We start from the raw sequence: 19,598 nt of genomic DNA, 5'->3' as shown, positions 1-19,598 counted from the left end.
CTGATGCAGACCTCTACACTCCCAGCAGAGCGGCTACCCTGGCTGCAGCGCTTCGCCCGTATCGGGATCAAACAGGTGCAGCTTGTCAGGCATCAGCGACAGCCACACCTCATCTCCGGGCGAAACGGCGCGATCGGGTTCGATGCGGACTTGCAGCCAGGGTTCCTCACTGCCGGGTTCATGAATACTAACGCTGAGGAAGGTATCGGCTCCTAGCGCCTCGATGCGGCGGACACGGCCGGGCAGGTTTTTGGGGGCGGGTAAGCTGAGGTTGAGGTGTTCGGGGCGGATGCCCAGCACGAGCGATCGCCCCGCATAGGGTCGCAGCAGCAGTTCCCAGCTTTCGGGCAGCGTCATGCGGAACTGGGGATGGGCAATGACCAGCGGCGGCTGCACCTGCACGGGCAAAAAGTTCATCGGCGGCGATCCGATAAACTCTGCCACAAACCGATTCGCCGGACGATTATACAGTTCCAGCGGCGTGGCGATTTGCTGAACCTGGCCCGCATTTAGCACAGCAATGCGATCGCCCATCGTCATCGCTTCTGTTTGATCATGCGTCACGTAGATCGTCGTTGTGCCCAGCTTGCGCTGGAGGTTCACAATCTGGGCGCGGGTTTCCGTCCGCAGCTTGGCATCCAGGTTGCTCAGCGGCTCGTCCATCAAAAACACCTGCGGATTTCGCGCCATCGCCCGCCCCAGCGCCACTCGCTGCTTTTGACCACCCGAAAGCTGCTTGGGCAGGCGGTTCAGCAAGGGTTCGATCTGGAGCATCTGGGCCACGGTCTGCACCCGCTGGGCGATCGCCCGTTCGCGCTCGGTCACGTAGCGCAACCCCTTGGGCAGTGGACGAGTCGCCGCCACCAGCCAGTCTTGCCACCAGGACGGAGTGTCAGCAGGTTCCGTCAGAGCGCGGGCCGCACGGCGCAGCCCAAAGGCCAGATTGTCATACACCGTCATGTGGGGATAAAGCGCGTAACTCTGGAACACCATTGCAATATCCCGCTGGTTGGGCGGCAACGGGTTGACGAGGCGATCGCCCACATAAATATTCCCAGCAGTTGCCGTTTCCAGCCCCGCAATCAGCCGCAGCAGCGTACTTTTGCCGCAGCCGCTCGGCCCCACCAGCACCATAAATTCGCCATCGCGCACGGTCAGGTTGATGCGTCGCAGCACCGCCGACGAACCCGCCTGGGATTTGCCCTCAGCTTTGCCCTTCTGAAAGCTTTTGTAGAGATTTTCTAAGACAACCTGAGCCACCGTAGTTCTATTGACTCCTAGAGCGTGTGCGATTGAGAAGACCTGATTGAGAAGATGAGATGACGTGATTGAGAAGACCTGATTGAGATGCTCTGATTAAGATGGCCTGGTTTGAGGCACCAAGCGGGACGGATACGAGGAACTTAACAATCTATTGCAAACTCATACAGACTATCGGGAACTCTATGGTAATGAGGGAATATACAATCACGGTTTAAGCAGCAGGTCGAGCCGCCTGCAACTGTCCGCCTGCAACTGCAACAAACCCGCGCTGAATCGCTCCCTGTCAAACAGCAAAATGGTTTATTTCTCCGGTATCCTGCGCTCAAGAGGCTAAATCTTGTCTGAAAGCTCTAGTAGTTTATCAGAGGGCATTTGAAAAAATCTAACGCAGAGTCTTCTAGCAACGAGCTTGGCGGGTCTGTCATGGAAGCACCCGATGTCGATGTGATTAATATTCTGATTGTGGACGATACGCCCGCCAACCTACAGTTGTTAACGAGCTTGCTGCGGCGCAGAGGATATGAAGTGAGAGCCGCAAACAGTGGCGCTTTGGGATTGGCGATCGCCCGCGCTACGCGAACCGAAGTGGTGCTGCTCGACATTTCGATGCCCGAAATGGACGGCTTTACAGTTTGCGAACAGCTCAAGTCGGACCAGCGCACGCGAGATATTTCCGTCATCTTTGTCAGCGCCCTCAGCGAAGTCGTAGACAAAGTAAAAGCCTTTGCGGTAGGCGGGGTGGACTATATCACCAAACCCTTTCATGTGCAGGAGGTGGTGGCACGAGTCGAGACGCATCTAACCCTGCGCCGACTCCAGCAGCAGCTCCAGGCGCAAAACGAGCGGCTACAGCAGGAAATGCGCGATCGCCTAGCCGCCGAAGCCGCCCTCCAAGCCGCCAACCTGGAGCTAAAGCGCCTCGCCAATTCCGACGGGCTGACCCAGGTCGCCAATCGCCGCCGCTTTGATGAATACCTGTCGCAAGAATGGCAGCACATGCTGCGCGAACAGCAGCCCCTCTCGCTGATCCTCTGCGATGTAGACTGCTTCAAGGCCTACAACGATGTCTATGGCCACCAAGAGGGCGATCAGTGCCTCCGACAGGTGGCCCAGGTGATTGACGCTGCCGTAAAACGCGCCGTAGATCTGGTAGCCCGCTACGGCGGCGAAGAATTTGCAGTGATCTTGCCCAACACCGTCCGCGAGGGAGCGCAGCAGGTCGCCCAGGAAATTCAGGCAAGTATCAAAGCGCTGGCGCTGCCCCATGCCGCCTCGTCCGCTGCGCCCATTGTCACGCTGAGCCAGGGCATTGCCACGCTGATTCCCCAACTCGACGAGGAACCCGACCAACTGATTGCCGCTGCTGATCAGGCGCTCTATCGAGCCAAGCAGTCTGGGCGCGATCGCATCGTAGTGGCGACTCCAGATTCCTAACCGCCGATCCGAACCGCCGATCCGAACCGCCGATCCAGCGCTACTCCAGGGGCTTCTGGCTGGGAACCCCAACCGGACGGGGAAACTCCGCCGGGGTAGGCGCGGTTTTTCGCAAATACAGACAGTGGCGGGCGGCACGGCTGATCGGCGTGGTGAAGGGTGCGATCGCCTCCAGGTTCCCCCCCAGAAGTTTCAGAACCGGCCTCAGCGCAGCAGTTTCCGCCTCGCCCCACTGCCCGCGATACAGCACCGCCACCCCGCCCAGCTTCAGCAGCGGCAGCGCATATTCGGCACAGACTGCCGCCGGAGCCACCGCCCGCAGCAGCGCCCCATCATACTGTTCGCGGTGTTGCAGAGCTTGCCCCACCGATTCAGCGCGATCGCAAAGGGTCTGGGCATTTTGCACCCCCACCTGCACCAGCACCGTTTCCAAAAACGCCAGCTTCTTGCGCGTCGAATCCAGCAGCGTCACCTGGGCCTGGGGCAGGGTCAGCGCAGCAGGAATACCAGGAAAGCCTGCGCCAGTGCCGATGTCGATCAGCCGCAGGGAGGACGGGAGGGCTGGAGGATTTTCCAACGTGCCGCGCCTCTCACAATCGCTAACTCCCAGCCCCCACTCCCGAACCCCCACCAGTCCACTCATCGAGTCCCACAGATGCTTTTCCCAAAACTCTTCAGGGTCGGTGATGCGGGTCAGGTTGAGGCGCTGGTTGCCGTCCAGGATGTAGGTATAAAGCTGCTGAAACTGCTCTTGCTGGGCGGGGGTGGGCTGCCAGCCGAGGGTGGTCTGCCACAGTTCGGGCAGGGTGGGGAGCGTGGGGAATGACGCAGCGTGGCTCATGCTGAAGGAGGTATCGGCGGCGGCTAGGCGCTGGCAGTGATGAAGAGGGACGGCTCGACGGACTGGAGTTGGCCGTGGTGCAGCGTCCAGCAGCGGTCGGCGATCGCCGCCAGTTCGCTGGCATCGTGGGACACCACCAGCAGACACCAGTCTTGCTTGAGCCGCGCCAACACGCTGACCAACTGCTGCCGCATCGACCAGTCCAGCCCAGCGGTGGGTTCGTCTAGCAGCAGCAAAAAGGGCTGGCGAATCAACTGCACGGCCAGCGCCAGTCGCCGCTGCTGGCCCCCGCTGAGGTCGCGGGGTGATGTGCCCAGAGAGAGATGATCCAGACCCACTTCTTGGAGCGCGTGATGGAGGCGATCGCGGCTCAGTTCGGGATGGCCCAGCCGCAGTTCTTCCAAAATTGTGCTGCCGCAAAAGTGCCGCTCTGGAAACTGAAACACCAGCCCCGCCAGCTCCCGCAGATATTCCGGGTTCAAGTCCTGATCGCGCCAGCGAATCGTGCCCGACGTTTTCTTGGCCAGCCCGCTGAGGATTTCCAGCAGCGTGCTTTTGCCAGAGCCGCTCGGCCCGACGATCAGCCCCAACTGCTGCGGAGCCATGTCCAGGCTGATGTCCTTTAAAATCGGGCTGGGCGTGGCGGCAGGATGATAGCTAACGTCGCGCAGATGGAGCATGGGGAGAGATCAGGGCTTAAGATCAGGGCTTAGAGAGCGAGGATCAGCGTCAGAGATCAGGCAGGAATCAGGTCTGGGCGTGCAGCAGCATGGCGGCGTAGGGGGTCTGGTGCTGGTGAGCTTTGCCGTCGGAGCCAAACAGACGGATCTTTTCCATAATGACCGATCGCATGGCGGCGATCGCCTCTTGCGTAACATCCAGCAAGTCTTGCTCATCGTCACCGCAGACCTGTCCCGCCAGCGTCGCCATATACGCCTGCCGCACCTCAGTATTGACGTTAAACTTGCACACGCCAAGCTGAATCGAACGGCTAATCATCTCTGCGGGCAAGCCCGATGCGCCGTGCAGCACCAGCGGAATCGAGAGCCGCTGCCGGATTCTCGCCAGCCGATCAAAATCGAGCCGGGGCGGGCTTTTATATTCCCCGTGGACGTTGCCGATGGTCACGGCTAGCGCGTCTACCCCCGTCGCCGCGACAAATTCCACCGCTTGATCTGGGTCGGTCATTTTGGCTTCCTTTTCCGCAATGGTCAGCCCGTCTTCGATGCCGCTAATCCGCCCGATTTCCGCCTCGACCACTGCGCCATAGCGATGCGCCAAGGCCGTCATGTCGCGGGTAAAAGCCAGATTTTCGGCATAGGGCAGCGGCGACCCGTCCGCCATGATCGAGCGCATCCCCGCCGTCAGCGCGTCCTGAATATCGGCTGCGGAGGTGCTGTGGTCGAGATGCACCGAAATAGGAACCGATGCAGCCCGCGCCGCTTCCAGACAGAGCGCCACTAAGGGCGATCGCCCATACTTCAGCGCACTCGGATGCAGTTGCAGCATTGCCGGACTCTGCAACGCCTCCGCCGCCTCCACCACCGCCTTCACGCCCTCTAGGTTATAGACGTTAAATGCACCAATGGCGTAGGCATTGCGCCGCGCTGTTTCCAGCAGTTCTTGGGTGGAGGTGAGCATGGGTTTGAAAGAGATGAGGCGGGGCGGAAGAGAAAGGTCGCTCTTTCCTTCATTCCATCATCGCATCATCGCATCACCCCGCTGACCTCACCCGCTCCCGCGCCCCCTCGCCCCGCCGACCCACAGGCACATGCTCCGTCGCCGCCGCCAGCCCAAAGACGGGCATATTGCCGTAGATCGCTTCGTATTGCCCCGGCTGAATTAAGTAGGTTTCGTGCCAGATGCCAACGCTGCCATCGCTGCCCACGGCCTTGTTAAACGCCTGCCAGGCCGGGAGGTGCGGTTCAGACGGACTGCGGGCAAAGCGCTCCAGGTCTTCAAACGATCGCCAGTAGGACATCATCATGATGCCCAGGGGAAAGAGCCGAAAGAAGCTCTCTGCACCCAAAAAGCCCTTTTCGGGATGTTCCGTCAGCGTTTTGATCATCGGCCCCATCGCCTGGGCAACGGGCAGCCATTTGCCAAATGCCCACGGCTGATTCACGCGCATCCCAATTAGAAACACGACAAACTCGGTGTCGATCTGCGCGGTATAGCGACCAGGCCTGACTAGAGAATGAGCCGTTTGAGCAGAGCTTTGAGCTGAATCGGGCCGGGAAGGTAGTGGGTTCATCACCAGACTCCAGAAATTCAAAAAGTAGATTACTCAATAAATTGAGTATAGTCAGTATGGTATATTCGCATTGTTGAATATGTCAAGGATTGGGTTAAGACATCCCGATGGCGATCGCCCATGCAATTCTCGCGGCCCTGCTCCACAAGCCATGCAGCGGCTATGACCTGGCAAAACGGTTTGACCAGTCGGTCGAAAGTTCTGTCGGCTTCTTCTGGACGGCCAGCTTTCAGCAGATTTATCGGGAACTGGGGCGACTAGAAGAAAAAGGCTGGCTGCAAGCGGAAACTGTGCCGCAAGACCACCGCCCCGACAAGCGGATTTACTCCGTCACCGAGGCGGGGCAGCAGGCGTTGCGCGAGTGGATCGCCGAACCCGACGACCCCATGCCCATGAAAGACGACCTGCTGGTGAAGCTCTATGCGGGTCATCTAGTGCCGCCCGAAGCCATGATTCGCAAGCTAGAAACCCAGCGCCAGCAGCACCAGCAGCGCCTCGCCATCTATCAGGAAATTCAGCAGAGTTATTTCCAGCATCCCGACACCCTCTCGGCCCAGTCGAAATACGTCTATTTAACGCTGCTGAATGGGCTGCACTATGAGCAGGGCTGGCTCGCCTGGTGTGAAGCGGCGATCGCCCTTCTGCAATCTTGAGGCTGCAATCTGGATGCGGCAGAGAAGCGCCGTCGCCTCAATAGCATCGTCCCAAGGGCGAAGACTAAACAGCAGGCTAGCGGAGAAACTGGGGGCGGGCCTGCTGCGTTTGCTGGAGCAGCGCTTCCAGGGCGGGCCAGTTTTGGGTTTCGACGTGGTGAATCATTTGGTCGAGGCGATCGCGGTATTGATGCAGCCCGTGCAGCAGCGCCGTCTGGTTGTATTGCGCCATCATCACCCCCAGTTCGGGGTTGCCGCCGCCGACGCGACTGGTGTCCGCAAAGCCAGAGCTGGCAAGGCATTGCGCCAGTTGCAGCACCTCTGCATCGGGTTCCGCGAAGCAGGTTGCAATCAGCCCTGCGCTGACCATCACAGGCAGATGGGAAATCAGGGCAACGGCGCGATCGTGGGCGGCGGGCGGGCACTGGTATAGCCGCGCCTGGAGCGATCGCACTAATTCCGCAACCGTTTCCAAATCGGCGGGTTGGGTGCTGTCGATGGGGGTCAGCACGTAGGGGCGATCGACAAATAAATGGCGCTGGGCAGCCTCCAGCCCGCTTTCGGCCGTGCCCGCCATCGGATGTCCACCGACAAAGTGGGGCCAGCGTGGGGCGATCGCCCCTACAATCGGCTGCTTCACCGATCCCACATCGGTCAAGATGGCATCGGGCTGCAAGTGTGGCAGCAGCGCCTCCACCGTCGCCTCCATCGCCCCCAGCGGCGTACACAGCACCACCACCGCTGCTTCTGCCATCAGCGCCAGGTCAGGACTCGCCCGATCCACCACGCCCAGGGCGATCGCCCGCTCACAGGTTTCCGCCCGACGGCTCATGCCCAAAATCGTGTGGCCGAGCGATCGCCAGTCCAGCGCCAGCGACCCACCAATCAGCCCCAGCCCAATAATGCCAATCTTCACAGCCCGCGCTCCGCCTGGTTTATCGTGCAGTCCCGTTATTTTACCGGAGAGGGGATGGGACGGAAAAAACGAAAAACGAAAAACGAAGCCTCTTCACTCTTCGTTCTTCATTCTTCATTCTTCTCCCCTCCCTCGCTCCCCCCAACACCACCAAGCGAGTATGTCACAATGAAGGACAGTCCACCGGAGAATGAAACCAGCGCGTGATCGAGGTCGAGGTTCATCAACAGCTACGGGCGTTTTTGCGGGCGCAAGGCGAACCCTACTGGCCCCATCATTTGACGATGGCGCGGCTGGTGGCGCGGGCCCTGCGGCTAGGGCGCAGTGCGCTGGTGCAGGCGGGTGCGCCGTCGGGCTATCATGGGCGCTATCGGCTGAGCTATTTGATGCCCGCGCTGCTGTGGCCTGAGGCGACGGTGCTGGTGGCTCCGGAGGCAGTGCAGCAGCGCCTGCTGATGGTGGAGATTCCCCGGTTGCGCCAGTGGATTCCGGCAACAAAGGCAATTCGGACGGGCGATCGCCTCCCGCAAGACGGGTTTCAGGGTTTGCTGCTGACTACGCCCCAATCCTGGCTGGCAGATCGCCTGCGAAATGAAGGCCGCTTTCCGCCCGCAGTGCCAACCATCTTTGACGGTGCAGATGATCTGGAGTGCTGGGCCCGCCAAGAGTTAACCGTTACGCTCCGTCCTGCCGACTGGGACGCGCTGATGCTGGCCTGTCCTAGCCAAACGGAGCAAATTAGAGATATGCGGGTGCGGCTCACCCGCCAGTTGTTTCAGCATCCGGCAAATCCCTACGATTGCTATCTGCTAGATGCAGCCGAGCTAGCGGTATTGAGCGAACTGGCACAGCGGCTTGCCGAGGAAACCGCTGCCCTGCCCGATGTCTGGCGGCAGTTTTGGCAGCACTATCCGCAGCCGGGGCAGATGATCTGGGCAGATGTAAACCGTCGGCTGGGTCAGTTTGCGATCGCCTGTGCGCCCGCAGACCTAGCAGAACTCCTGCGCCCCGTGTGGATACAGCAGCCCGTGGTGCTGGTGGGCGGCGCGGTGGATCAGGAAACCGACGCGGAAATCTATCGGCAGCGCATTGGGCTGGAGGATGTTACCTGTCTCAAGTTTTCGCCCGATCGCCAGCACGAGCTTATTCATCTCTACCTGCCCGATCGCTTTCCCCTGCCCAACACGCCCCAGTTTCAGCCCGCGCTGATGAGCGAACTGCGGGCCATGCTGGCGGCGAACGTAGCACAGCAGGGATTAACAGTGGTGCTAGTGGGGGATGTGCCGCTGCGATCGCAGCTTGGGTCGCAACTGGCGGCGGAGTATGGCTCCCGCGTGCAGGTGGAAAAAACCTGTCTGGATGAGCGCGGCATTCTGGTATGTGGCTGGGAGTTTTGGCGAGAGCAGCAGGCCGTCTTGCCCGCGCCCAGCCTGCTGGTCATCACCACGCTGCCCATTCCGTCGCTAGAGGAGCCGCTGGTGTCTGGCCGCGTCGCCTACTACAAACAGCAGCGCCAGGATTGGTTTCGGCTCTATCTATTGCCCGAAGCGCTGAGCGAACTGCAACGGGCGATCGCCCCTGCCCGCGAGTCCCAGGGTGTGGTTGCTCTGCTCGACACCCGTGTAAACTACCGCAGCTACGGCCAACAAGTCCTCGCCGCCCTAGCTCCCCTGGCCCGGATTAATTACCTCGATGCCAGCCTCTTTCGACACCTCGAAGGCATGGGCATTCTGGAATAGCCGGATAGAAGCTGCTCGCGCTCCACACAGTATCAACTCCAGTTATCACCCAACGCCGCTGTCACTGCATCTGTCATCGCACCTGTCATCGAGTGCATTCTGCTTTTGCGATGAGTATAAGTGCTTGGTTTTAGTCTTTACCGATATTGCTAAGCTCTGAGTATCGTACCCTTACCCGATACCCCGGTTGACTGACAAAAGTTTCTTAAAAGCTGCTGACCAGCTTGTGGTGGGGTAGTTTCGGAGAACTGAGGAGAGAGGAGAGCCAGCGTTCTAAGCTTAGATACCACTCAAAAGCGCAAATGTTGTGAACTCCTCTCTCTAAGTAGATAGACCAGATTAAAAAACAGATCCTGAACCCTGCGCCGCCCGCGCAGCGGGCGGCGCAGGGTCTTTGGGTTTTATATTTATTAATGTCCACCTAGCTTATGCCGTCGATTAGTTTTGTCAGTCAGCCGGGCTTCGCCAGATCTTGTGGTGTACATGGGTGGACTACCTTGGGTGTGGTGTACGGCGAAGCGAACCTGTGTACTAGCCCCTGATAGTCAAAACATCTCTGAAGTTGGCTCTCAATAACCAAGCCCTACAGTTGTACTATTCAAACACCCTACGCCAAAAACCGACCCGCACTAAGCTTGCAGAGCTTGATAGAATGGGCTTTTTAGGGTTTTCCTAATTTATGGGCGATACTGGATTCGAACCAGTGACCCCTTCCGTGTGAAGGAAGTGCGCTACCACTGTGCTAATCGCCCGCAGTCTTTTAATGTAGCACAAGCTTCTTAAATCCACAAACTTTTCAAAATACCGATTTACTCGCACCCCTGCTCAACTCAGGGGCTTTTGCACTACCATAGAAAGGTTGTAAAAATCTGAACCGTCGGCAGCTATGGCAGTTCCTAAGAAGAAAACCTCCAAATCAAAGCGCGATCAGCGCAAAGCCACCTGGAAGCGCAAGGCCGCTCTGCAAGCTCAGCGTGCGCTGTCTCTGGGCAAGTCGGTGTTGACTGGCCGCTCCACAGGCTTTGTCTATCCCCAACCGGAAGAAGAAGAGTAGAAACGAGACGGATGGTGGCAGATCGTCTGACCCTGCATTAGCATCCCTGAGCATGGTTCATGCTGTCAGCGCATCATGCTTCAGTGCAATAATTTAGGAAGAGGCGATCGCCCCTATTGGTGTGAATCTATAACCCAACTAAAACCCACCTAAGCGGACTCTATGCTAGGCAAGTTTTTTAGGCCCCCCGCACCAGAGCAACGGGATCGAGTTCCGCCTGGGCAACACCTCGCTAGCGGTTTCCCAGTCCTGACCTACGGAGCAACCCCCGACATTTCCAGCGATGTTTGGGAGCTAAAGATTTGGGGACTCGCTGAACCGCTGACGCTGACCTATGCAGATCTTTTGAGCCTGCCGCAGACGGAATTCACGGCTGATTTTCACTGCGTCACAACCTGGTCAAAGCTGGATGTCCAGTGGACAGGAGTCAAGGTGACTGATCTGATGCGGCAAGTCAAGCTTAATCCCAGCGCTACCCACGTCATGCAGCACAGCTATGGTGGCTACACCACGAATCTGGAGCTAGCTGACTTTTTACGAGAAGAGAACTTCCTGGCCCACACGCTGGCGGGCGAGCCTCTGCCTGCCCCACACGGCGGCCCAGTTCGGCTGGTGGTGCCGCACCTCTACGCCTGGAAGAGTGCGAAGTGGATCAACGGGCTGGAATTTTTAGACCACGAAGAGTTAGGTTTTTGGGAAAGAAACGGGTATCACCGCCGGGGGGAACCCTGGGCAGAGGAGCGGTACAGCGACTAATCTGCACAGCACTTGACAGCACGAGTGCCTAGTTAACAGCACAAGTGCCTAATTAGCCGAAGCTCGGCAGTTGGGCGATCGCCCTTGGCGATTACGTTCTAGGCGATGACTCAATGGCTACGGCTTAGCACGTAGTCAGCCAATTGAATCAACGCCTGACGGGACTCCGAAGCGGGCAAAATGCTAATGTGCTGCACGGCAAGCTGAGCATGGTGGTTGGCTAACTCGCGCGATCGCTCTAATCCCCGACTGTCTTCAATCAGCGCTAGCGCCTGTTCCAGATCGCCTTCTTGGGCAAACTCCCGCTCGATTAGCACTTCCAGATAAGGTTTTTCCTCAAGGGCATAGAGCGCTGGAGCGGTCAGGTTGCCGCTTCGCAAATCGGAACCCGCAGGCTTGCCCAGGGCATCAGCAGAACCCGTAAAATCTAGCAGGTCATCCACGATTTGAAAAGCTAGACCGATATGGCGACCATAACTATACAGATGGTGACAGGTCTCTGATGAGGCATCACTCAGCACGCCTGCCGCCTTGGCACTGTTGGCAATAAGGGACGCGGTTTTGTAATAGCTCTTGTCGAGATAGGCTTCCAGGCTAGTTCCAGTGTCAAAGCGATTTAGCCCCTGCTGAATCTCGCCTTCAGCAAGATCCATAATCACCTGCGACAGCAGCTTCACTACTTCCAGGTTATCCAAATTTGCCAGATACCATGAGGACTGTGCAAACAGAAAGTCACCCGCCAGCACTGCTACCCGATTGCCAAAGCTGCTGTGAACCGTCGGCACACCCCGCCGCAGTTCTGCCTCATCCACAACATCGTCGTGAACCAGGCTGGCAGTGTGGATCATCTCGGTGATCTCAGCTAAGCGGCGGTGTCGGGGCGTGATGTCGGGGATGCTGGTGGCTCTGGAAATGAGCAGCACAATCGCTGGTCTCAGACGCTTTCCACCCGCCCCAAACAGGTGCTCCGCTGCCGCGTAGAGGATGGGATGGCGAGCACCGACCAGTTGCTTTAAGTTGTCCGTCAGTTGACAGAGATCGGCATCGACAGGTGCAAAGAGAGAGGTGACTGAGGTCATGGAGACGCAGCGATATACTTAGTTACGAAATTTTACATATTTGCCTTTATTCTAAGCTACCCCCTCCCATCTGTGGGATGAAATTCTTGATAGAAATGCCAGAGTTCACTGAACTGATAAGCCTTTCAGGATTATTACAGTTTTGTAAACATTCTCTCATGAACTTGACTGATATGTTATTCTTATAGCTACAAGGTATCCAACAATTAAATATTTTAAGAACCTTCCTTTTGAGAACCTTCCTCTGGAAGTTTTTTCTAGAAGTGCTAACTAAAGGGCGGCTCTGGGATTGCTACTTGCCTAGCAGCTTATGAGCGTGTCTACCCGGTGCCCCCTTACCTGGTAGATTGCTTTTGGGAGGTTGGTGCAGCAGTCGGCGATCGCTGTCTTCAAAGCTCTGGTACGAGAACGTTAAGCCACGGGTCTTTCTGGAGGTCTTTGTGTCTTCTGTTCTCGCCAAGAGTTTTGGTCGCCGCTTCCGGTGCTGCTGAGTTCAGGGTATATGACCTTAGTGATCCTGTGAATGGGACGGCATTTTTGTATCAAATGTTGTCCCAGATCTGATCATGGGGTATTCGCTACCAGCGTCTTGGATTCTGATTCAGATATTGACCATCTGGGTCAAGGAGCTAGCTTCGGCTTGCTCTCAATGCTTCGTTTTTTTCAATACTTCGTTTGACGAGCCAGATGCATCGCCCATCGGTCTGGAGTTTACCAGGCTTGTAGGTTGCGGCATTCGACTCCAGACGTGGACGAGTGATGTCTGCCAAGCCAGAGGCAATTGCTTTTGGGCGATCGCCCTCGGTGGTATTTGGTAAGGTGTCGCTTCTGGTTGGGTTACGGTCGGTTTGGTTACGGTTCACTGGCTGGATGCAAGACTTACTTGCGGCAGCGCAGTGACTTGTTTTGCTCAGATTTGATTTGCTTATGGGTCTTTCGACCCTTTCCCTATATTTTTCCTGTAAACCGTAATGTTTAATGGAATGGTTCGCCATGGCTTCCTTCGGTATTCCGCTCACGATTCCCATCCTGGCTGCTTTTTACCTGCTGGCAGTGTACTTGCTGCTGATGGTAGTGCAGCGATCGCAGCCGTAATCCTTGCCCCACAGGCTTCCTAGCTTTAGCCACAAAATGCTTTAGCCACAAAACACGCTTTATGCTATGCAAGCTCTCAGAAACCCTCCGAACCCCGCCATTGTGCAGGAGACGGAGGGTTTTCTAGTTCGTCGAAAGGCATATTCGATCTGGCTGCTATCCCGCTGGCAGCCCTAATCGCGGTTAATATCATCCACCGTGCGAAAAATATTGAACAATGCGCCAATCGGGTTCAGCACCGCACCAACCGCCCCACCAATTACCCCCAGAACATCGGTCGTCCTAGCCCGACCCGAAGGACTAACCACCACAATGTCATTGCTTCGCAGGATCGGGTTGGTTTCGTCATTCAGGTTAGCCGATAGGTCTACCGGAATTTCGCGTCGAGCCACAGTTCCATCCGGATTTAGCCGGATCAGCGTGACCCGGCCCTTGGAAGCCCGAACATCATCAAACCCGCCCGCCGCCAGGATTGCCTGATTGAGAGATGTGTTTGGGCTAACAGAAACCGTGCCCGGCCGAACCACTTCACCCACCACATTGACGCTAATCGTGTCGGGAGAGAAGCTAGCAGCAGCGAGACGTTGGCTTTCATCAGGATTCAAAGCCGTTGCCGTGGGCACGATCACCGTATCGCCATCCCGCAGGGTCACATTTTGCTGCAAGTTGCCAGACTGCAAGAACGCCCACAAATCAACCAAAATAACCTCTTCGGTGCCATTCAGGCGCGGGCGACGAACTTCCACATTTCGCACGTCTGCAAGCTGCGTAATGCCGCCTGCGGTCTGAATTGCTTCAATAACCGTGCGAAGTTCTCCCGCTCTGGCTTCGCCACGGGTTTCTAGCGTGGTCTGTCCGGCTGGGCCTGTTCCCACGCTTTGTCCTGTTGTATAGGCTCCTGGACGGTTCACTTCGCCGACGATCGCCACTCGCATGGGGCGCGGTGTGAGCAGCGTCACCGTCACAATCGGCTCCCGAATAAACTCGGCATAGCGGCTGGCGATCGCATCTGATGCCTCTTGCAGCGTCAGTCCCCGCACATTGACTTTGCCAATCCACGGCAGGTTCAGCGAACCGTCTACCAGCACCGAGTAGCGGGCATTTTCGCCGCTCAGGTTAGGCACGTTGAAAATGTCAATTTGCACTGCGTCGCCTGCACCCAGGACATAATCGGACTCGTAGTTGGGCGGCAGTGGGCGGCCCTCCGGCGGCATCGGTGCGGCAGGCTGGACATTGGCGCTGGCATTAGAAGATGGAATGGCGGTCTGCGCCAGAACGGGGGCAGTGTAGAGCATCACCAGCCCAAAGGCGATCGCCCGCACAATCCGACGAGGGGCTTGCTGGGGTCGCTTGGGCTGACTGGGGGCAAACGACGTTTCAGGATAAGAAAACAGCATCTCCAACCAGACCTCAGGGTGAACCTGACTGTGCGTTGTCAGGGGTGGGCAGGATGACGGGCAGTAAAAGCAGGGGAGAAATAGCAGGGGAGCAAGGGGGGCGATCGCCCAATTTCAGGGAAAACGACTCGGTATCTAAACCTGAATCTAAAACTGACGATTAGTATCGTTGAGTATCAATATGGAAAGCAATATTGCAGGATTAATATAGCAGTCCTTTTTGGAAAGCAAAATCGCAACGCCTGAATCGCTCAAGCCGGCAATTAGAAATAAAAATCGAGGTTGGGCTGCCCAAGCGGAGTTGCCCAACCCCAATGAAACCTAAAAGAAACCTGAAAACCAAGCCTGGAAAAACCTTGAATGCCAAGGACTGTCAGGACTCACTGGGAGATGGGCAAGAAGATGTGCAACTTGGCCAATTCCCTCACCCTAAATTCCTCTCCTAGGCACTGTTTTAAAACTTTCTAGGTCATTGATTGCCCTGAGTCGATCCCCTTCCTTCAAAAGGGGGACTTCCGGAGTGGCCCGGCTCGGTTCCCCCCTTGTTAAGAGGGGCTAAGGGGGGATCAAAGGATTTTAAAACACGCACTAGAGTGGGACAGGAACTTCAAGCCTCTCTTGCTCCCCTTCTCCCGACTTGGGAGAAGGGGTTGGGGGATGAGGGCAGATTGAAAGTTGCACATCGCGTTGCTTAAATCAATACCGGAACCTTGGCTGGGGCAAAGTAGGCATCTTGCTCAGCCCGCAGTTTGTCGCACAGGCGACCGGCTGGAAGTTCCACATCATCGTAGGTCAGCACCTGATCGCGGGGGATATCGCGCTTCAGACGACACCCTTCTGCCAAGCCCATCGGCAGTAGGCGCTGCGCCTGCGTAATTTCCGCCGTTTCGCACTGGCCGTAGGTCATGTAGTAGCCGATGCCGTCCAGGGTTTCGCCGGCCTTCAGGTCAATTTTGGCAGTTGCAACGACATCCACCTTGGGGCCCGCCGCAGGAGCGAGAACCGCATCCTGGAACAGCACCACGCGGGCAACGGACAGCGGCACTTCAAAGTGGCAGAGGTGGTACGGTGTGTAGAAGCTGTAGAGCGGCCCTTCACCAAGCTTGTACAGGTTGAGATAGTGCTTTTGTTTCGGGTCGTCATGAGTCCCGAAGACAAACACGCCAGGGCCCGGACGCACGCCCACAACGTAATCCACAATGCCACCCAGAGACTTTAGCTCGTCCACGTCATACAGCTTGGTGCAGTCGTCGATGTGGCCGGTGTATTTCAGGTTGAACTGCTCAACCAGCGCGTCGGCATTGCGGTTAAAGTCGTAGCCATACATGCCGCGTTTGGCAACGGTCATGCCTGTGGCATTAGCAACGATCGCCTGCTCAAAGGAAATCTTGGTACCGTCGGCGAAGCTGGTGACCATATGGGCTTTTTGCCCCCACTGCTTGGCAAAGCCTTCTTGGGTGGTGGGGTTGCGGTAGGGGTCTTGCAGGCCCTTGATGTTGCCGCAGAGCAAGGGGGTGAGGCCGATGCTCTTGACGAAGCGGTAGAGGTTCATTTGCACGCCGGGCTGGTCGCCATCGCAGGCCGACAGCACCACGCCTGCCCGATCGGCATAGACCTTGAGGATGGGGCCGATGGTTGCGTCTAGCTCGGCGTTCATCAGCACGACGTGCTTTTTGTGGGCGATCGCCTCTAGCACCACCTGCGCGCCAAACTCGATCGCGCCCGTCACCTCGATAATGGCATCAATGCTTTCGGCGCGACACAGCAGCATTGCGTCATCCGTTGCGGCGGGAACCCCCTGGACGATCGCATCTTCCAGTTCACCCAGCGTCTTCACCGTGCGGATATTGTCCAAACCCGCTTCGCTGTAGGCGCGAACTGCACCCTCTACGCTGCGGTTGAAAATTGCCACCAGCTCCATACCCGGAACGGAATTCACAATCTGATTGGCGATGCCGCGCCCCATGAAGCCCGCGCCCACCATCGCCACCCGAATCGGGTTGCCCGCTTCCTGGCGAGTCTTTAATGCGGTGTCTATGATATACAGCATTTCTATACTCCTACTGCAACGTTCTCAAACAGCGCCCAAGCAGCGTCCTTCTCAGAAATGACGGTCACCTCCATCGGCCACTCAATGCCAAAGGCTGGGTCGTCATAGCGGAGGCCGCGCTCATAGCCAGGGGTGTAGAATTCACCAACCTGGTACACCACCTCTGCCCCATCCGTCAGGGCTTGATAGCCGTGGGCAAACATCTCTGGTATGTACAGGGCACGGCGATTTTCAGCCGTCAACTCCACGCCGATATGCTGCCTGTAGGTCGGCGAATCGGGCCGCATATCGATAATCACGTCGTAGATTGCGCCCCGCGTGCAGCGAACCAGCTTGGTTTCCGCAGCCGGGGGAATCTGATAGTGCATTCCGCGCAGAGTGCCTGCCTTGTGGTTAAACGACAGGTTGCATTGCGCCACCGTCGGCTTCAGCCCATGCGCCTCAAATTCCTTGGCACAGAAGGTGCGAGCAAACGCGCCGCGATGATCTTCGCGATAGTCCAGGTCGATGATGAACGCGCCCTTAAGTTTGGTTTCGGTAAAAATCATGACTAGCTCCAGAAGAAATCCTTGTCGATTTGCTGCGTGCGAATCAGGTATTCAAGCTGCTTCAGGCGCGTGAAGCCGCGAGCCTCAAACACCTCTTTCGTCATGTCGATCTGGCTAAACACCTTGCGAAGCTGCTCAGCACCCCGACGCGCATCCCACTCGCATTTGAAACCAGGAAGCTGGGTGTTGATCTTTTCAAACGACACGCGATAGCTGCGGTTGTCTGAGCCGTTGTCGCCAAAGCTGAGCTGGCAGCCGGGGAACGTTTCTGCCACGATCTCGGCAATCTGCTTGACCTGATAGTTATTCGCCGTGTCGCCCACGTTGAAGACCTGATTATGAACAATGTCACGCGGCGCTTCCAGCGTGCAGATGATGGACTTGGCGATGTCAAGGGCGTGGACGAGCGGACGCCAGGGCGTACCGTCGCTGGTCATTCTGATCTCTTTGGTCGTCCAAGCCAGACCCGACAGGTTGTTTAGCACGATGTCAAAGCGCATCCGGGGCGACGCACCAAACGCAGTCGCGTTTCGCATGAAGGTGGGCGAGAAGTTGTCGTCGGCCATCGGCTTGACATCACGCTCCACGAGCGTTTTGCATTCAGCGTAGGCCGTTTGGGGGTTGACCGGGGTTTCCTCCGACACGACATCCGTAGAGGCAACTCCGTATACGCTGCAAGAGGACATATACACAAAACGGCGCACCCCTGCCTGCTTGGCCAGTTCTGCCAAGCGGACAGACCCCTTGTGGTTAATGTCGTAGGTAATGTTGGGGGAAAGCTGGCCCGTGGGGTCATTGGACAGTTCCGCCATGTGAACCACGGCTTCTACGCCTTCTAGGTCTTCCAGCGTAATGTGGCGGATATCCTTGTTTAAGGTTTTCGCAGTTTTATCTGTGCCGTTATAAAGCCAGCCGACTTTATAAAAACCTGTGTCTACGCCAATCACGTCAAAGCCGCGATCCATCAACAGCGGTGCTAAAAGGCTGCCCAGATATCCTTCGGTTCCAGTGACCAATACTTTCATGCTGTGGATTCCTGTGTTGTGTGTACTGTAAACGCTGATATGCCAGATGTTCCGAGACTGGCTTGGGCTGCTCAGAAGGGACGAGAAGGTGTGAACAAAAGGGGGATTTTAGAGCTAATTTGTAAAGGAGCCTGAAAGCCTTGTTAATCAAGGATTTCCGAGAAACCGCTTTTCCTGGGCAAACATGACCTCAAAGCCACACATGCCAAGAGTTTCAGGCTTCTTAAGATTTGCTTCATAAATTAGCTCTTAGGGGGCGATCGCCCTTAGACCGCTTGCACAGGGGACGTGGCAGGCGAAAACTGTTCGGCAATCTGCTCGGTGACGGCCTTGCCAATCTCCAGCGAGGAGGTCGCCGCCGGAGACGGCGCATTGCAGACGTGGATGGAGTTTTTCCCCTTCACAATCAAGAAGTCGTCCACGAGCTTGCCATCGTTCATCAACGCTTGGGCCCGCACGCCCGCGTGGGTCGGCACCAGATCCTCAGACTGCACTTCGGGGATGAGCCGCTGCAAGCTCCGCACAAAGGCTGCCTTGCTAAATGAACGGATGATTTCCTGGATGCCCTCGTCAGCGTGCTTTGCCGCCAGCTTCCAAAAGCCGGGGTAGGTCATCACCTCAGCAAAATCCTTGAGGTCAAAATCGGTTTTCTTATAGCCCTCGCGCTTGAGACTCAGCACGGCGTTTGGGCCGGCGTGGACGCTGCCGTCGATCATGCGGGTAAAGTGAACCCCTAGAAACGGAAACGCCGGGTTGGGCACGGGATAAATCAGCCCCTTTACCAGATAGCGCTTTTCGGGCGTGAGTTCGTAATATTCTCCCCGAAAGGGCACAATCTTGGCTTCGGGATCGACCCCGCCCATCTTGGCGACGCGATCGCTGTGCAGGCCAGCACAGTTCACCAGCAGCTTCGCCTCAAACGTTCCGTTGTTGGTTTCCACTGCCTTTCCATTGGTCAGGTCAACGATGCGCTCTACCTTAGTATTCAGATATAGCTCACCGCCTTGGGCCCGCACCAGTTCTGCATACTTCTGGCAGACCTGCTTGTAGTCGGCAATGCCCGTCGAAAATACACGCACCCCAGCCAGACAATTCACATGCGGCTCAATCTCTCGCACTTCTTCAGCCGAAATTCGGGCGACCTGGATGCCGTTTTGCAGACCCCGCTGATAGAGATTTTCCAGCAGCGGTAGCTCATGCTCCTCGGTTGCCACGATTACCTTGCCGCAGACCTCGTGGGGGATGTCATGTTCGCGGCAAAACGCCACCATCGACTGGCAGCCGTCGCGGCAAAACTTTGCCTTGAAGCTGCCCGGTTTGTAATAAACGCCGGAGTGAATCACGCCGCTGTTGTTGCCCGTTTGGTGAAAGGCCCACCGGCTTTCTTTCTCAAACAGGACAATCTTGGCATCTGGGTAGCGACGACCCAGCGCCATTGCTGTGGATAAACCAACGATGCCACCGCCAATAATTGCAAAATCGTACATGAATCTC

At 57.0% G+C, this 19,598-nt stretch carries 17 protein-coding genes and 1 tRNA gene; 5 read left to right on the top strand and 13 right to left on the bottom strand.

Annotation, left to right across the window (positions count from 1 at the left end):
* Nucleotides 1-33: 33 nt before the first annotated feature.
* Nucleotides 34-1,260: an ABC transporter ATP-binding protein gene (locus HPC62_RS12730; RefSeq protein ID WP_172356201.1), complete on the bottom strand. Its 1,227-nt coding sequence runs from the start codon at nt 1,258-1,260 to the stop codon at nt 34-36.
* A gap of 426 nt (nt 1,261-1,686) precedes the next feature.
* Here HPC62_RS12730 and HPC62_RS12725 point away from each other — a divergent pair, with 426 nt between their 5' ends.
* The gene (locus HPC62_RS12725) at nt 1,687-2,697 is read left to right on the top strand and encodes a diguanylate cyclase domain-containing protein (protein WP_172356199.1); all 1,011 of its coding nucleotides are present in this window, start codon (nt 1,687-1,689) and stop codon (nt 2,695-2,697) included.
* Between the two features lie 40 nt (nt 2,698-2,737).
* Here the strand turns inward: HPC62_RS12725 and rsmG are convergent, their stop codons facing one another.
* The 4 genes from rsmG to HPC62_RS12705 form a co-directional block, all read right to left on the bottom strand.
* The gene (rsmG, locus tag HPC62_RS12720; protein ID WP_172356197.1) at nt 2,738-3,538 is read right to left on the bottom strand and encodes a 16S rRNA (guanine(527)-N(7))-methyltransferase RsmG; all 801 of its coding nucleotides are present in this window, start codon (nt 3,536-3,538) and stop codon (nt 2,738-2,740) included.
* 23 nt (nt 3,539-3,561) lie between these two features.
* Entirely contained in the window at nt 3,562-4,218 is a 657-nt protein-coding gene (locus HPC62_RS12715) for an ABC transporter ATP-binding protein (protein ID WP_172356195.1), read from the bottom strand.
* A 67-nt stretch (nt 4,219-4,285) separates the two neighbouring features.
* Nucleotides 4,286-5,179, bottom strand: a complete 894-nt coding sequence (locus HPC62_RS12710) for a class II fructose-bisphosphate aldolase (RefSeq protein ID WP_172356192.1) — start codon at nt 5,177-5,179, stop codon at nt 4,286-4,288.
* A 73-nt stretch (nt 5,180-5,252) separates the two neighbouring features.
* A complete protein-coding gene (locus HPC62_RS12705; protein ID WP_172356190.1) occupies nt 5,253-5,792 on the bottom strand; it encodes a DUF4188 domain-containing protein in 540 nt (179 codons plus the stop codon).
* Nucleotides 5,793-5,899: 107 nt separating this feature from the next.
* Between HPC62_RS12705 and HPC62_RS12700 the strand changes: the two genes are divergently transcribed.
* Nucleotides 5,900-6,445 carry a PadR family transcriptional regulator gene (locus HPC62_RS12700; RefSeq protein ID WP_172356188.1) on the top strand — a complete coding sequence of 182 codons (546 nt, stop codon included), beginning with the start codon at nt 5,900-5,902 and terminating at the stop codon, nt 6,443-6,445.
* Between the two features lie 76 nt (nt 6,446-6,521).
* On the opposite strand, the gene HPC62_RS12695 is transcribed toward HPC62_RS12700, so the two are convergent.
* On the bottom strand, nt 6,522-7,361 hold the full coding sequence (locus HPC62_RS12695) for a prephenate/arogenate dehydrogenase (protein ID WP_172356186.1): 840 nt from the start codon (nt 7,359-7,361) through the stop codon (nt 6,522-6,524).
* Nucleotides 7,362-7,564: 203 nt separating this feature from the next.
* Between HPC62_RS12695 and HPC62_RS12690 the strand changes: the two genes are divergently transcribed.
* Nucleotides 7,565-9,100 carry a helicase C-terminal domain-containing protein gene (locus HPC62_RS12690; RefSeq protein ID WP_172356184.1) on the top strand — a complete coding sequence of 512 codons (1,536 nt, stop codon included), beginning with the start codon at nt 7,565-7,567 and terminating at the stop codon, nt 9,098-9,100.
* Between the two features lie 680 nt (nt 9,101-9,780).
* Here HPC62_RS12690 and HPC62_RS12685 read toward each other — a convergent pair.
* Nucleotides 9,781-9,852: transfer RNA gene (locus HPC62_RS12685), tRNA-Val, on the bottom strand.
* Between the two features lie 134 nt (nt 9,853-9,986).
* Between HPC62_RS12685 and rpmF the strand changes: the two genes are divergently transcribed.
* Complete coding sequence (gene rpmF / locus HPC62_RS12680; protein ID WP_172356182.1) at nt 9,987-10,154, top strand: 50S ribosomal protein L32; 168 nt, start codon at nt 9,987-9,989, stop codon at nt 10,152-10,154.
* 162 nt (nt 10,155-10,316) lie between these two features.
* Nucleotides 10,317-10,910: a sulfite oxidase-like oxidoreductase gene (locus tag HPC62_RS12675; protein WP_172356180.1), complete on the top strand. Its 594-nt coding sequence runs from the start codon at nt 10,317-10,319 to the stop codon at nt 10,908-10,910.
* 110 nt (nt 10,911-11,020) lie between these two features.
* Here the strand turns inward: HPC62_RS12675 and sds are convergent, their stop codons facing one another.
* The 6 genes from sds to lhgO form a co-directional block, all read right to left on the bottom strand.
* Nucleotides 11,021-11,989: a solanesyl diphosphate synthase gene (sds, locus tag HPC62_RS12670; RefSeq protein ID WP_172356178.1), complete on the bottom strand. Its 969-nt coding sequence runs from the start codon at nt 11,987-11,989 to the stop codon at nt 11,021-11,023.
* A gap of 1,268 nt (nt 11,990-13,257) precedes the next feature.
* Complete coding sequence (locus tag HPC62_RS12665; RefSeq protein ID WP_172356176.1) at nt 13,258-14,481, bottom strand: polysaccharide biosynthesis/export family protein; 1,224 nt, start codon at nt 14,479-14,481, stop codon at nt 13,258-13,260.
* A 691-nt stretch (nt 14,482-15,172) separates the two neighbouring features.
* Nucleotides 15,173-16,528 carry an NAD(P)H-dependent oxidoreductase gene (locus tag HPC62_RS12660; protein ID WP_172358931.1) on the bottom strand — a complete coding sequence of 452 codons (1,356 nt, stop codon included), beginning with the start codon at nt 16,526-16,528 and terminating at the stop codon, nt 15,173-15,175.
* A 5-nt stretch (nt 16,529-16,533) separates the two neighbouring features.
* A complete protein-coding gene (gene rfbC / locus HPC62_RS12655) occupies nt 16,534-17,079 on the bottom strand; it encodes a dTDP-4-dehydrorhamnose 3,5-epimerase (protein ID WP_068509017.1) in 546 nt (181 codons plus the stop codon).
* 2 nt (nt 17,080-17,081) lie between these two features.
* Complete coding sequence (locus HPC62_RS12650) at nt 17,082-18,104, bottom strand: NAD-dependent epimerase/dehydratase family protein (protein ID WP_172356174.1); 1,023 nt, start codon at nt 18,102-18,104, stop codon at nt 17,082-17,084.
* Nucleotides 18,105-18,370: 266 nt separating this feature from the next.
* The gene (gene lhgO / locus HPC62_RS12645) at nt 18,371-19,591 is read right to left on the bottom strand and encodes an L-2-hydroxyglutarate oxidase (protein ID WP_172356173.1); all 1,221 of its coding nucleotides are present in this window, start codon (nt 19,589-19,591) and stop codon (nt 18,371-18,373) included.
* Between the last annotated feature and the right edge of the window lie 7 nt (nt 19,592-19,598).

Source organism: Thermoleptolyngbya sichuanensis A183, assembly GCF_013177315.1.
GTDB classification, from domain to species: Bacteria; Cyanobacteriota; Cyanobacteriia; order Elainellales; family Elainellaceae; genus Thermoleptolyngbya; species Thermoleptolyngbya sichuanensis.
Note: the sequence above shows the minus strand (reverse complement) of the source record. Positions and strands in the feature narration are given on the sequence as shown.

Coding starts and splice junctions, on each gene's coding strand:
- sds (WP_172356178.1), bottom strand. CDS start 11,989: ATGACCTCAGTCACCTCTCTCTTTGCACCTGTCGATGCCGATCTCTGT.
- lhgO (WP_172356173.1), bottom strand. CDS start 19,591: ATGTACGATTTTGCAATTATTGGCGGTGGCATCGTTGGTTTATCCACA.
- HPC62_RS12665 (WP_172356176.1), bottom strand. CDS start 14,481: ATGCTGTTTTCTTATCCTGAAACGTCGTTTGCCCCCAGTCAGCCCAAG.
- HPC62_RS12700 (WP_172356188.1), top strand. CDS start 5,900: ATGGCGATCGCCCATGCAATTCTCGCGGCCCTGCTCCACAAGCCATGC.
- HPC62_RS12675 (WP_172356180.1), top strand. CDS start 10,317: ATGCTAGGCAAGTTTTTTAGGCCCCCCGCACCAGAGCAACGGGATCGA.
- rfbC (WP_068509017.1), bottom strand. CDS start 17,079: ATGATTTTTACCGAAACCAAACTTAAGGGCGCGTTCATCATCGACCTG.
- rpmF (WP_172356182.1), top strand. CDS start 9,987: ATGGCAGTTCCTAAGAAGAAAACCTCCAAATCAAAGCGCGATCAGCGC.
- HPC62_RS12710 (WP_172356192.1), bottom strand. CDS start 5,179: ATGCTCACCTCCACCCAAGAACTGCTGGAAACAGCGCGGCGCAATGCC.
- HPC62_RS12715 (WP_172356195.1), bottom strand. CDS start 4,218: ATGCTCCATCTGCGCGACGTTAGCTATCATCCTGCCGCCACGCCCAGC.
- HPC62_RS12650 (WP_172356174.1), bottom strand. CDS start 18,104: ATGAAAGTATTGGTCACTGGAACCGAAGGATATCTGGGCAGCCTTTTA.
- HPC62_RS12705 (WP_172356190.1), bottom strand. CDS start 5,792: ATGAACCCACTACCTTCCCGGCCCGATTCAGCTCAAAGCTCTGCTCAA.
- HPC62_RS12725 (WP_172356199.1), top strand. CDS start 1,687: ATGGAAGCACCCGATGTCGATGTGATTAATATTCTGATTGTGGACGAT.
- rsmG (WP_172356197.1), bottom strand. CDS start 3,538: ATGAGCCACGCTGCGTCATTCCCCACGCTCCCCACCCTGCCCGAACTG.